The organism is Streptomyces sp. NPDC097981, assembly GCF_040302565.1.
Classification (GTDB): domain Bacteria; phylum Actinomycetota; class Actinomycetes; order Streptomycetales; family Streptomycetaceae; genus Streptomyces.
The window spans coordinates 56,892-69,500 of record NZ_JBEORW010000034.1; the positions used below are offsets into that span (position 1 = coordinate 56,892).

At 70.1% G+C, this 12,609-nt stretch carries 11 protein-coding genes and 1 pseudogene; 4 read left to right on the forward strand and 8 right to left on the reverse strand.

Annotated features, from left to right (window positions below):
* Positions 1–242: 242 nt before the first annotated feature.
* The 5 genes from manA to mmsA all read right to left on the reverse strand — a co-directional run bounded on the left by manA (position 243) and on the right by mmsA (position 6,623).
* Positions 243–1,463, reverse strand: a complete 1,221-nt coding sequence (gene manA, locus ABTY04_RS28440; protein ID WP_352216249.1) for a mannose-6-phosphate isomerase, class I — start codon at positions 1,461–1,463, stop codon at positions 243–245.
* A gap of 20 nt (positions 1,464–1,483) precedes the next feature.
* A complete protein-coding gene (locus ABTY04_RS28445) occupies positions 1,484–2,452 on the reverse strand; it encodes an ROK family protein (RefSeq protein ID WP_352216250.1) in 969 nt (322 codons plus the stop codon).
* A 149-nt stretch (positions 2,453–2,601) separates the two neighbouring features.
* A complete protein-coding gene (locus ABTY04_RS28450) occupies positions 2,602–3,711 on the reverse strand; it encodes a substrate-binding domain-containing protein (protein WP_352216251.1) in 1,110 nt (369 codons plus the stop codon).
* 78 nt (positions 3,712–3,789) lie between these two features.
* Positions 3,790–5,079, reverse strand: coding sequence for a multiple monosaccharide ABC transporter permease (gene mmsB / locus ABTY04_RS28455; RefSeq protein ID WP_352216252.1), 1,290 nt, complete (start codon positions 5,077–5,079; stop codon positions 3,790–3,792).
* Positions 5,076–6,623, reverse strand: a complete 1,548-nt coding sequence (gene mmsA, locus ABTY04_RS28460; protein ID WP_352216253.1) for a multiple monosaccharide ABC transporter ATP-binding protein — start codon at positions 6,621–6,623, stop codon at positions 5,076–5,078. Before mmsA ends, mmsB begins: the two co-directional genes overlap by 4 nt.
* Positions 6,624–6,837: 214 nt before the next feature.
* Here mmsA and ABTY04_RS28465 point away from each other — a divergent pair, with 214 nt between their 5' ends.
* From ABTY04_RS28465 to ABTY04_RS28475, 3 genes and pseudogenes are all read left to right on the forward strand, one after another.
* Positions 6,838–8,082: an ROK family transcriptional regulator gene (locus ABTY04_RS28465; RefSeq protein WP_352216254.1), complete on the forward strand. Its 1,245-nt coding sequence runs from the start codon at positions 6,838–6,840 to the stop codon at positions 8,080–8,082.
* 429 nt (positions 8,083–8,511) lie between these two features.
* Positions 8,512–9,069: a hypothetical protein gene (locus ABTY04_RS28470; RefSeq protein ID WP_352216255.1), complete on the forward strand. Its 558-nt coding sequence runs from the start codon at positions 8,512–8,514 to the stop codon at positions 9,067–9,069.
* Positions 9,070–9,124: 55 nt separating this feature from the next.
* Positions 9,125–9,286, forward strand: a pseudogene (locus ABTY04_RS28475) (Tn3 family transposase); the annotation flags it as partial.
* 256 nt (positions 9,287–9,542) lie between these two features.
* On the opposite strand, the gene ABTY04_RS28480 reads toward ABTY04_RS28475, so the two are convergent.
* Positions 9,543–10,829, reverse strand: a complete 1,287-nt coding sequence (locus ABTY04_RS28480) for an MFS transporter (protein WP_352216256.1) — start codon at positions 10,827–10,829, stop codon at positions 9,543–9,545.
* On the reverse strand, positions 10,826–11,365 hold the full coding sequence (locus tag ABTY04_RS28485) for an ArsR/SmtB family transcription factor (RefSeq protein WP_352216257.1): 540 nt from the start codon (positions 11,363–11,365) through the stop codon (positions 10,826–10,828). Before ABTY04_RS28485 ends, ABTY04_RS28480 begins: the two co-directional genes overlap by 4 nt.
* 64 nt (positions 11,366–11,429) lie before the next feature.
* Here ABTY04_RS28485 and ABTY04_RS28490 point away from each other — a divergent pair, with 64 nt between their 5' ends.
* Positions 11,430–11,783 (forward strand): phosphatase PAP2 family protein, encoded by a 354-nt coding sequence (locus tag ABTY04_RS28490; protein WP_352216288.1) that lies wholly within the window; start codon positions 11,430–11,432, stop codon positions 11,781–11,783.
* A 30-nt stretch (positions 11,784–11,813) separates the two neighbouring features.
* On the opposite strand, the gene ABTY04_RS28495 is transcribed toward ABTY04_RS28490, so the two are convergent.
* Positions 11,814–12,533 carry a TetR/AcrR family transcriptional regulator gene (locus ABTY04_RS28495; protein ID WP_352216258.1) on the reverse strand — a complete coding sequence of 240 codons (720 nt, stop codon included), beginning with the start codon at positions 12,531–12,533 and terminating at the stop codon, positions 11,814–11,816.
* Positions 12,534–12,609: the final 76 nt, after the last annotated feature.

Genomic DNA, 12,609 nt, shown 5'->3' on the forward strand with positions numbered 1-12,609 from the left:
GGAACCCGGCTTCACCGCACAGCACGACAAGTCCGGTGCTCGTCGGACAGGTCCAGCACCGACGATCCGGAAGGGCGAGGACGACGTCCGCGCCGCGGCCGTCGGGCAGAGGGCAGAGGGCGCTCATGAACTGCTCGCCCGCCACGATGCGCTGCACAACGGCGAGTTCGGTGTCCTGGCCGGTGACCGGGGGTAGCGGAGCGCCAGGGCGGCCAGGGCAGCGGGGGCACGCAGACAGGGGTTCACGGGGTGGGACCTCCCTGATCGGGCCGGGTCCGTACGGCCGAGGTGGCGCGGAACACCTTTCCCTCTCCGCTGAGCCGGAGCGTGTCGCCGGCGGGAGCGTAGACAGCGCGGCCCGGGCTGAGACCCACCGAGCGTCCTTCCGAGGCGACGGTGGCTTCACCGCGGACACACAGCACGATCTGGGGTGCGTCTGCCGTGAGCGTGCGCGGCGCGTCCGTTCGTACGAGGTCGAACCGCGAGAGCCTGAAGTCTTCGACAGGGGCCGGGTAGAGGTGCTCCCCGGTCGCGGCGTCCCACCGCGCGGCGAGGGTTCGGACCGGGAACGCGGTGAAACGAACGATCTCCAGCAGCTCAGCCGCATCCACGTGTTTCGACGTCAGGCCGCAGCGCAGGACGTTGTCGGAACTCGCCATGATTTCCACGCCGAGGCCGGACAGGTAGGCGTGCGCGATGCCCGCGCCGAGGAACAGCGCCTCCCCGGGCTCCAGCTCCACATGATTCAGCATCAGGGCGGGCAGCAGGCCGGGGTCGTCGGGATGGGCGTAGGTGATGGCTGCGTACGCGGCGAGGTCCGCCTCGTACGGTCCGCCGTCCGCGGAGGCGCGCCGGACGGCCTCGGTGACGGCGGTGAGCAGACCGGCCGGCGGTGTGAGGAACGCGGTGAAGACCTGTCGGAGGGCGGCGTCGCCCGGGCGGGCGTGAAGCGCCGCGGCATGCGGTCTGAGACCGGGGACACCGAGGAGTTCCAGGAGGTCGGCGCACCGCCTGGGAGATCGGAAGCCGCACAGGGCCTGGAACCGGGTCAGGGCGACGATCATCTCGGGCTTGTGCTGGTCGTCGCGGTACGTGCGGTGCGGAGCGTCGAGTGGGATCCCCAGGGCGTTCTCCCGCGCGAAGCCGGCGGCGGCCTGGGCGAGGTCGGGATGGACTTGGACCGACAGGGGGGTGTCGACGGCCAGCACCTTCAGCAGGAACGGCAGTCGCGGGCCGAACCGGCGCGCGAGGGCGGGTCCCAGTTCGGCCGTCGGGCTGGCGGCGAGCAGCTTGTCCAGTGCGAGCGGCCCTTGTCCCCGGTCGACGTGGGACGGGGCGGCGGGGTGGGCGCCCAGCCACAGTTCGGCCTGGGGTTCGCCGGTGGGCGGTATGCCCATCAACTCGGCGAGGGCGGTGGCGGAGCCCCAGGCGTAAGGTCGGATGGTGGTGGTGAGCAGGTCCACGGTCGCTTGGCTCCGGTCGGTTACGGGTGGGCGGTGGGCAGCCGATGCGTTCCGCGGCCCGAGTGCGACAGCCCGGCTACGGCGGCCGCTCCGATGAGGCCGGCGTCCGTCGCAAGCTTGGCGGGCACGACGGACAGGTCGCGGGTGAAGTCGAGGACGGCGTAGTCGGCGAGGTGGCGCCGGAGCGGCGCGAAAAGTGTTTCGCCGGCCTGGGCGACACCGCCGCCGATGACGACCAGGTCGAGTTCGACGAGCGCCGCCGTGGCGGCGATCGCGGCGGCGAGGGCCCGTCCGGCACGGTCGTATGCCGCAGCGGCTCGCGGATCACCGGCGCGGGCGGCGTCCGCAACCGCTGCGGCCGTCGGTTGGACACCGGCGGGCGGGACCCAGCCGGATTCCACGGCGTGGGCGGCGATGGCGGTGCCGCTGGCGAGCCGCTCCACGCAGCCGCGTGCTCCGCACGGGCACTCGGGTCCCCCGGTGTGGTCGACGGTGAGATGGCCGATGTGCCCGGCGTTGCCCGACGGGCCGGCGTACAGTGCCCCGCCCAGGATCAAGCCGCCGCCGATGCCGGTGGAGACCACCATGCCCAGGACGTTGTCCACTCCTCTGGCGGCGCCCGTCCAGTGCTCGGCGGCGGTCATCGCGACCGCGTCCCCCACCAGGACGGGCTCGACGCCGGGCGGGACGCTCGCGAGCGCCCGGATCCGGTCGGCCAGGGGAAAGGCACGCCAGGCCGGGATGTTGACCGGGCTGACCGTCCCGGCCACGGTGTCGACCGGGCCTGCGCTGCCGATCCCCAGGTGGGTGAGCGTTTTCCACTCAGGGTGGGCAGCCATGTCGTCCAGGACCGCCGCGACCGCGGCCATCATCTCCTCGGCCGTGCCGTGGGCCGGCGTGGCGCACTGCGACCGGGCCACCAGGTGGCCGTCGGCGTCGACGATCCCTCCGGCGATCTTGGTACCACCGATGTCGAGTGCTCCGTACACGAGCGCATCCGTTCTTTCTCTGGGGCGTCTCGCAGGCAGGCGTCACCCCGTCGCCGGGGTCGATCGCGTTGTCTCTCGCCTGTCCGCATGGCAGCCGTGTCGTCGCGCCCCGGGCGTACCGCCGGGGCGCGACGTTGCGGGTGGGTGTGTTACTTGGTGAGCGGGGACAGCTTGGGGTCGTTGGCGTAGGCCTCGGCCGCGTTCTCCTTGGTCACGATGACCGGCGGGAGGAGGTAGGCCGGGACGACCTTGGAGCCGTTGCCGTACGACTTGGTGTCGTTGATCTGCGGCTTGTCGCCCTTCTGGAGGGACTTGACCATGTTGATGGTCTCGGCGACGAGCTTGCGCGTGTCCTTGTTGATGGTGGAGTACTGCGCGCCGGCCATGATCGACTTCACCGACTCGGCCTCGGAGTCCTGCCCGGTGACGACCGGAACCGGCTTGCCGGCGCCCTTCACGGAGGTGAGGATCGCGCGGGCGAGGGTGTCGTTCGGCGACAGGACGCCGTCGAGCTGCTTGCCGCCGTTGTAGGTCGAGGTCAGCAGAGAGTCCATGCGCTGCTGGGCGTTCTCGGCCTTCCAGCCCTGGATCGCGGTCTGCTTGATGTCCTTCTGATCGGATCCGACAACGATGTCACCCTTGTCGATCAAGGGCTTGAGGACGGACATCGCGCCGTCGAAGAAGACCTTCGAGTTGTTGTCGTCGGGCGAGCCGGAGAACAGCTCGATCGTCCACGGCCCCTGCGGCTTCTTGGCCTTCATACCGTCGACGAGAGCCTGCCCCTGCAGCTGGCCGACCTTGAAGTTGTCGAAGGCGATGTAGTAGTCGACGTCGCGTGTGTTGGTGATGAGGCGGTCGTAGGCGATGACAGCCGCGCCGGCCTGCTTGGCCTGCGCCACCTGCGTGGCGAGCTGCGAGGCGTCGGTGGCGCCGACGACGATCACCTTGGCGCCCTTGGTGACCATGGCGGAGATCTGCGACTGCTGGTCCGCGACGGTGGTCGAGGCACCCGCGTACTGCACATCGGCCTTGAAGCCCGCCGCCTTCAGGCCGTCGGTGAACAGGTCGCCGGCGAGCACCCAGTTTTCCGAGGTCTTCGACGGCAGCGCGACACCGACGAGGGAGTCCTGTGCGAAGCCCTTGGCGTCGGTGCTCCCGGTGCCGGTGGACCCTTCGCGTTCGTTGGAGCAAGCCGTGCCCATGGTGAGCAGGGCGACGGCGCCGACCGCGGCGATGCCTCTGGCGATGATTCTGCGCATGGTGAGTTGAGCCCTTCGTGCAGTGTTGCTGTTACCGGGGGGACGTGACACGGGCCGCGGCCCGCGAGTGAGTGGCGGTCAGCCTGCGACCGGCGCTTTGTCGGGTTCGGAAGCCGGGGCGGCCGCGGCGGCCGTTTCCTCCCGGCGGAAGGGGCGCATGAGCGAGCCGATGATCGAGAAGCGGCCCTGGCGCTTGTTGTAGACGTCGAACGCGACGGCGAAGAGGAGGACGAACCCCTTGATGATCTGGACCATGTCGGAGCCGACGCCCTCCAGCTGGAGGCCGTTGTTGAGCAGTGCCATGACCAGGCCGCCGACGATCGAGCCGCTGATGGTGCCGAGGCCGCCGGAGACCGCCGCGCCACCGATGAAGACGGCCGCGATGGCGTCGAGCTCCCAGCTCAGGCCGTCTTGCGGGCCGGATGCGGCGGACCGCGCCACGAAGATCATGCCGGCCAGGGCGGCCAGTACGGACATGTTCGTCATGACGAGGAAGTTGACCCGCCTGAGCTTGACACCGGACAGCTCGGCCGCGCGGGCGTTGCCGCCGACCGCGTAGATGTGCCGGCCGCCGATGGTGTTGCGGGTGTAGTACGAGTACGCGAGCACCAGGGCGATCAGGATGATGCCGGAGATCGGCAGGCTGGTGCCGACGCGGCCGCCCGCGAAGCGCAGCGTCGCGAAGACGATGACCCCCAGCATCACCGCGAGGCGGATGCCCGTGATCCACAGGGGTGCCACGTCGGCGTTCATCTCGCGGCGGGTCTGCCTCGCCTTCCACTCGCGCCACACCATGCCCGCGCAGGCCGCCAGCCCGAGCAGCAGGGTCAGGTTGTTGTATCCGGTGTCCGGCCCGACCTCGGGCAGGAAGCCCGCTCCGATCTCCCGGAAGTCCTCGGGGACCGGCACCGTGTCGGCGTTGCCGATGTACTGGTTGCCGCCGCGGAACAGCATCATCCCGGCCAGGGTGACGATGAACGCGGGCACTCCCACGTAGGCGACCCAGAAGCCCTGCCAAGCGCCGATCAGCGCGCCGACGAGAAGGCCGAGTGCGATGCCGAGGGGCCACGGGAGCGCGTACGCCTCCATCGCCTTGGCGACCACGATGCCGGTGAACGCGGCGACGGAGCCGACCGAGAGGTCGATGTGCCCGGCGACGATCACCATGAGCATGCCGATGGCGAGGATCAGGATGTAGGAGTACTGGCTGACGACCGCGATGAGGTTTCCGGAGGTCAGGGTCAGTCCCCCGGTCCAGATCTGGAACAGCAGGACGATCGCCACGAGGGTGAAGATCATCCCGAACTGGCGGGCGTTGGAGGCCGTGCCTCCGAAGAGGTTCTTGTGCAGGTCTTTGACTCGGTTCATGAGGTCGCGCTCTTCTTCGTGGAGGTCATCTGCTTCATCAGCACTTCGGGGTCGGCGTCGCGGCGCGGGACCTCGCCGGTGATGGTGCCTTCGAAGACCGTGTAGATGCGGTCGCACAGTCCGATGAGTTCGGGCAGCTCCGAGGAGATGCCGATGACTCCCTTGCCCTGGCTCACGAGCCGCTGGATGATCCCGTAGATCTCGTACTTGGCACCCACGTCGATGCCGCGGGTCGGCTCGTCGAGGATCAGCAGGTCCGGGTCGGTGAACATCCACTTCGCCAGGACGACCTTCTGCTGGTTGCCGCCGGAGAGCTTGACGACGCCCTCGTCGACGCCGGGCGTCTTGATCCTGAGGCTCGTGCGGTAGTCCTCGGCGACGCGGTACTCGCGCACCGGATCGATGACACCGCGCTTGGCGATCTTCGACGGTTTGGCGGCCGCCACCGAGGTCTTGATGTCGTCCAGCAGGTTGAGGCCGATGGACTTGCGGTCCTCGCTGACGTAGGCGAGGCCGTGGCGGATGGCGTCCGACACCGACTTCAGCCGGATCTCCTCGCCGTCCTTGAAGACCCGGCCGGACAGGTAGGTGCCGTAGGAGCGCCCGAACAGGCTCATCGCGAGTTCGGTGCGCCCGGCGCCCATGAGGCCGGCGAAACCGACGATCTCGCCGCGCCGGACGTGGAAGGTCGACCCCTTGCACACGAGCCGTTCGCCGGAGCTCGGGTGCTGCACCGTCCAGTCACGGACCTCGAAGAAGACCTCGCCGATGTCGGGCGTGTGGTCGGGGAACCGGCTGCTGAGCTCGCGGCCGACCATGCCGCGCACGATGCGGTCCTCGTTGACGCCGTCCGCCTTGACGTCGAGCGTCTCGATGGTGCGGCCGTCGCGCAGGATCGTGATGCTGTCGGCGACCGCCTCGATCTCGCCCAGTTTGTGCGAAATGATGATGGAGGTGATGCCCCGCTGCCGGAAGCCGCGCAGCAGGTCGAGCAGGTGCTGGGAGTCGTCCTCGTTGAGAGCCGCGGTCGGCTCGTCGAGGATGAGCAGCTTCACGTCCTTCGCGAACGCCTTGGCGATCTCCACGAGCTGCTGCTTGCCGACGCCGATGTCCTTGACCAGCGTGTCGGGATCCTCCCGTAGCCCGACCTGTTCCATCAGCTCCAGCGCCCGGCGCCGGGCGGCCTTCCAGTCGATCCCGCCCCGCCTGCGCGGCTCGTTGCCGAGGAAGATGTTCTCGGCGATCGACATGCCCGGCACCAGCGCGAGCTCCTGGTGGATGATCACGATCCCGGCCTGCTCACTGGCCCGGATGTCATGGAACCGCATGTGCTCGCCGCGGTAGACGATCTCGCCCGAGTAGCTGCCGTACGGGTGAACGCCGCTCAGCACCTTCATGAGGGTGGACTTGCCGGCGCCGTTCTCCCCGCAGATCGCGTGGATCTCGCCCTCTCGGACGACCAGGTTGACGTCGGCGAGCGCTGTGACGCCGGGGAAGGTCTTGGTGATCGACCGCATCTCCAGCACGGCCGGAACCTTGGTCATGGGCAGACCTCCGCACTGCTCGGGCCGCGCAGAGTGCTCGGGGCCGAGCCTTGGCGGATGCGGGGTTTCGTGGACATCAGCTTGCCTCCGATGGCACTGCGTGGTGCCTCGAGTCCGGGTTGCTACGACTACGTGCCGGGACAGTAAATCCATTTGTTTTATTAAGTCAATGCCCCGGAGAATGTCCGTACGGAGCCACAGAGAGGACCGGTGCGTGCGGCAGGCAGGAACGAACCTCCCCAAGGTGGGGCGGTACAACCAGGCGGTGGTGCTGGACCAGATCCAGCTGGCCGACGGCATCAGCCGGGTGGAGATCGCCCAGCGGACCGGCCTCACCCCACAGACGGTGTCCGGCATCGTGCGCCGCCTGCTGGACGAGGGCATCGTCCGGGAGGACGGGGCCAGCAGGGTGGCCAGCGGCGGGAAGCCCCGCACCACGCTGCGGCTCAACGCGGAGTCGGGCAGTGCGGTCGGACTGCACTTCGACCCGGTCGAGCTGACCTGTTCCGTGGTCGACCTGGGCGGACGTCCTCTGGTCGTCAAGAGGCGCCCCACCCCGCCCAGCACCGACCCGTCCCATGTGGTGACGGCCATGGCCGAGCTGGTCGCCGAAGTGCTCGACGAAGCGGATGTCCCGCGCGACAAGGTGCTCGGCCTGGGCCTCGCCACCCCGGGACCGATCGACCAGGAGCTCGGCATGGTCGTCGCTCCGCCTCAGCTCGCCCACTGGACCCGGGTGCCCCTGAAAAGCATGCTGAGCAATGCCACCGGACTGCCGGTGACGCTGGACAACGACGCCACCGCCGCCGCGGTCGGCGAACGCTGGTCCGGCGCCGGCAAGGGCGTGGCGAACTTCGCGTACTTCCTCTTCGGTACCGGCATCGGCGGTGGTCTGATCCTCAACCACCAGGTGTTCAGGGGCGGTTCGCTGAACGCGGGAGAGTTCGGGCACTCGTCCGTGCTGCCCGACGGGCCGGAATGCTACTGCGGCAACCGGGGCTGCCTGGAGCGGCTGGTCAATCCCTCGGCGATCGTGGCCGAGGTGCATCGCCGGCTCGCCGCCCGCCCCCGGGGCGAGAGCGAGCTGTCGGATGCCTTCGACCGGGATCCGGCCTCGGTCGACCACGCCTCGATCCGGCTCGCCGCCGCGGCCGGCGACCCTGTCGCCGCCGCCGTCATCGACGAGGCCGCGGAACACGTCGCCTCGGTCGCGGTCAGCATCGCCAACTTCATCGACGTGGATCTCATCGTTCTCGGCGGTCACGGCATCCAGCACGTGGAATCGCGCTACGTCGACGTCGTCGCCTCGGCGCTCGCCACCAGACCGCTGTCCCGCAGCATCCGGGTCGTCGAAGTCAAGGCGTCCCCGCTCGGCACGGACGCCGCCGTGGTGGGCGGCGCCTCCCTCGTGCTGCACTCGACGTACTCGCCCCAGCTGTCCGCGCTCCTCGCCGACTGAACACACCCCGGAACGCCGCCCACGGTTTGTCAGTGAGTGCGAATCCTGAAGGATGGACGAGCCCGCTCGGCGGGCTGGCGGCGGGTGGGCACAGCGGACCACCACGCCTCGCCAGGTGCGGGCGAGCCTCACGGCCCGCCCGCACCAGTCAGCTGAAGCTGCGCGAGTAGACCCTCACATGCCGCCCGGCACGGCGCGGGACACCAGTCCGCCGACGGGGCGCTGTTTCGTCTGTCTGTCCGACTTCGGCCCCGAACGCATCGTGCCGCCTGAGCAGGCCCTCACCCAGGCGGGCGATCTGCCGCGAGCCCGGCAACCGCCACGGCGAGGGCTCGGCGCTGAGGAACGAGGCGGTCGCGCATATCGGGCGCCGGCTGTCGCAGGTCCGACGCAAGACCGACTGTCAGTCGGGGCGTCTACGGTTCTGCTGTGCCGAACTCCTATACGACCCTGTGGACCAACGGTCTCTGCCGAGAGCTTGAGCGATCCGGCTACGCCGGCCGGCGTCTGACGATGATGTTCGGCGGCCCACACCAATCGCTTCCGAGCTTCGTGCGTGCAGGCGTTCAGCCCGGTGACACGATCCATCCCGTCCGGGCCTTTCGCACCCGCCTCCACGTGCTGGGCGCGATGGAGGTGTCCCGGATCATCCCGTACGCGGATGCCGGGGCGGAGCTCCACGACGACGACTACACGAAGCTTCTGGACTGGCGGCCGCTGAAGGCAGGCTGCGTGACCGAGGTGGTTCTCGGGCCGCCCGGCTCTCCCCTGGCGTTCAACACAGTGGTCCCTGCCGACCTTCTGGAGCGCCTGACTTTCACGTCTCGTCGGGGTGAGCGCACGCTCAAGTACGTTGAGGAAGGGCGGCTGATCCGGTCAGTGAGCCTTCAGGGCATCTACCGGCTCGCTGCCGACTCCGCTGCCGAGCTCCACGAGCTCGTACTGGACGCGCAGCCAACGACTGCTGCTGCAACCGGCTCGGGCTGAAGCCGGCCGGCGTCGCGCCTTCGGCCACATCTCCGAGCGGCGCACCCGCATGGAGGGCCTGCTCGCCTCCGTCGACGGCCTGCGCTTCGTCGTTTCCGTCAAGTGCATCAACACCGGCCCCTCACCCAAGTACTACGGCTACAAACGCGGCATGACCTGGCTGAATGCACTAAATGACCAGGTCGCGGGGATCGCCGCGATGGTCGTACGCGGCTCGCCTCTCCCGCCCAAGGACCGGCACGTCAACTTCCTGGGCCGCTATCTGTTCAACATCAAGGCCGGCGGCTCCGGTCAGGGCCTGCGCCCCTTCCGGGACCCGGAAGCTGTCGAGGACGACGAGGATTGACGGCGGCGCACCCGGCCCGCTGGGCCACTCGTTGCATCCTGTGGAGGCCAGGCAGCGCCCGACGCTCCGGGCCGGGGCGAGGAACGCCGATCTGGGCTTGGCACTGGCTCAACGACCTCGCAGAACCCTAAACGGCACCCTGCTGGACGGGATCCCGGGATTCCGGGTGATCTGGATCAACGGCCGGGGCGGCGGCACGCAGCGCCGCCTCGACCCGGCGGTTGGTGGTCATGGTCGAGGTGACGGCGGTCATGGTGAGGAGGAGGCCGGCGGCGGTGCAGAGCGGGGTGCGTACGTCGTAGGCGGTGGCCAGCCAGCCGCCGAGGAAGGCGCCGAACGGGGCGGCGCACATGCCGAGCATGCGGGAGGTGGAGGCGACCCGGCCCATCAGGTGGGCGGGGACGATCGCCTGTCGGAGGGAGGGGCCGAGCACCATCGTGGCGCCCATGCCCGCGCCGCAGACGGCGAGCGCGAGGCCGGCGACGTACGGGTTCGGGGCGGCGGCAAGGCCCAGGATGGCGACTCCCTCGACCGCGGCCGTGCAGGTCAGTGCTGTGCCGGTGCCGAGTCGTCGGCCGAGGAAGGAGGCGATGCCCGCGCCGAGCAGACCGCCGGTGGCCTCCGCCGTGAGGAGCAGGCCGAAACCGAAGGTGTCGATGCCGAGCCGGTCGTGCGCGAAGAGGGCGAGTACGGTCTCCACGGCGAGGAAGGCGATGTTCCCGACCGCCGGACGCAGCGCGAGCCCGAGCAGCAACCGATCCCGGAATACGTACGAGGCGCCGGCCCGCGCCTGCCGCAGCAGCGACTCACGGGCCTGCGGTACGGGCCGGGGTGCGGCAGGCAGCGACCGTACGAGCAGTGCGGAGAGCGCGAACGACACCGCGTCGGCGAGCAGCGGAACCGCGCGCCCGAGCGCGAGCAGGGCACTGCCCGCAGGCGGTCCCGCGAAGCCGGACGCGGCGGTCTGGGTGCCGCGCAGGCGGGAGTTGGCGCGCTCCAGGAGTGCGGGGTCGCGGCGGAGCAGATCCGGTAGGTAGGCCGTGGCTGCCGTGTCGAAGAAGAGTCCGCCGAGGCCGAGGAGGAAGGCGACGGCCGCGAGCAGTGGAATGCCCAGCACGTCGAGCGCGGCCGCTGTCGCCGGTATCGCGAGCAGCACCGCACGCGCCGCGTCCGTGACCCACATCGTGCGGCGGCGGTCCCAGCGGTCCACCAGCGCACCGCCGAGCACCCCGAAGAGCAGCCACGGCAGCGTTCCGGCGGCCGTGACGACGGCGAGCGCCATCGGATCCCGCGTCAACGTCAACGCGAGCAGCGGCAGCGCGGCATGCGTCACCCCGTCACCGAGCGAGGACACCGTCTGCGCAGTCCACAGCCGTCCGAACCCGGTCGGCAACTTCCCAACGTCTGAGGTCACTTGGCGTCCCCTTCGGCCTGCGCGCGCTGCGCCGGGTGGAACAGTGCGAAGACGAGTGAGGCGTCCGGCAGCGACGGATCGGACAGCTCCCGGTACTCGTCCGCCAGAGCCTGCAGCCGCGCCCCCAGCTGTGCGAACTGCTCCTCGGTGAGCCGCAGATGCGCCATCCGTACGTGCCGCTCGCCCTCCGCCGGCGCTGCCTCCAGGTCCGCCACCGCATGCCGCATCAGCACATCCGGGCCTCCCTCGCCCGGATCCGGCAGCACGATCGCCCGCGCGGCCATCGCGTAGTACCGCTCGGTGACCCCCCGGACCTTCCGCGTTCGTACCACCTTGACCAGGCCGGCCCGCTCCAGCAGCCGTACGTGGTAGCTGGAACTCCCCTTCGCGAGGCCCACTCGCTCGGCGATCTGCGTGATCGTCGCAGGCTCGAAGCGGAGCACGGCCATGATCCGGTGACGCGTGAGATTGGAGACGGCGCGCAGCTGCTCGTCAGTGGTGACGTGGAACGTCTCGGGAAGATCATCGGTAGGCATGCGTCAAATGGTCAACGTTTCTTGACCATTTGGCAAGGGGGTTTGTTCGGGCTTCCGGAATCGGCTGTCCAACACGCGCGGCCTTCGCTCCTGCCCCTCCCGGCACACCACCGTGGCCACCGCCCTGCTGCTCGCGACGGCCTGTCTCGCCGCCCGCCGCACCCGCTCCCGTAAGACGGCCGCCCTGTGGCGGGTTGCGGCGCCCGCCCTGTCCGGCCTGGTCGCCTCCAGCCGCGTGTACCTCGGCGTGCACTGGGCCACGGACGTCACCGCCGGCTTCGCGCTCGGCGCCGCGGCCGCCCTCACGTTCGTCACCGCCGACCTGGGGTATGGCATGTTCCTGCGAGCGCGCGGCAAGGACAGCGGCTTCGGCGGCGGCCCCGTTGTCGCTGTGCAGTCCCGCCGGCGCCGACGCTGACACCGGCGCGCCGCACGGCCCGGCCGCCGGTCAGGCGGCCGGGTCGCCGAGCGCGGTGAGGATGTCGCCGACGGTGTGCTCGAAGAGGGGTTCGGGGTCGGTGAGGGCGAAGTCGAGGTGCCCGAAGACCTCCACGGCGACCGCCCCGTACAGCCGCGCCCAGCAGGCGACGAACACATAGATCACTTCCTGCGGCACCGGCTCGCCCGCCAGGTGCTCGCGCACCTCCTCCAGCTGCGCCGCCCACGCCGGGTCCAGGTCCGCGGGCGCCTTGACGCCGCCGCGGCGCCACAGCTCGACCATCAGGTCGAGGAGGACACCTCCGAAGCGCCAGCTGGGGTCGTGGGCGGCGGCCCCAGGTGCGGTGTCGGCGTCCGCCACGGGCTTGGCGAACAGCAGGGCGAACTCCTGCCGGTGGGCCAGTGCCCACCGCCGCAGCTCACTGGCGACCTCGCGCAGTCGGCGCCCGGGCTGGTCGGCCGGCTGCCGCTCGCGGGCCGAGGCCAGGGCGGCGGCGAGTTCGTCGTACAGGTGTGAGACCAGGGCCTGGACCAGCTCGCGGTGCCCGGCGTAGTAGCGGTAGAGGCCCGGCGCGGTCAGGCCCATCTCCCGGGCGACCGCGCGGACCGTCACCGCGGCGGGTCCTTCTTCGACCAGGAGTCGGCGGGCGATGCGCATCGCGTCGGCCAGGGCCTCCTCGCGTACGCGGTGGCGGCGCCTGCCCGCGGCGGCTCCCTGGGTGTCCGTCATCTCCGTGGGCCTGCCCTCCGCTTGACAAAGTTAACAGGCATCACTTTAGCTTCCCGTCAGAGTTAACAGTGTAAAC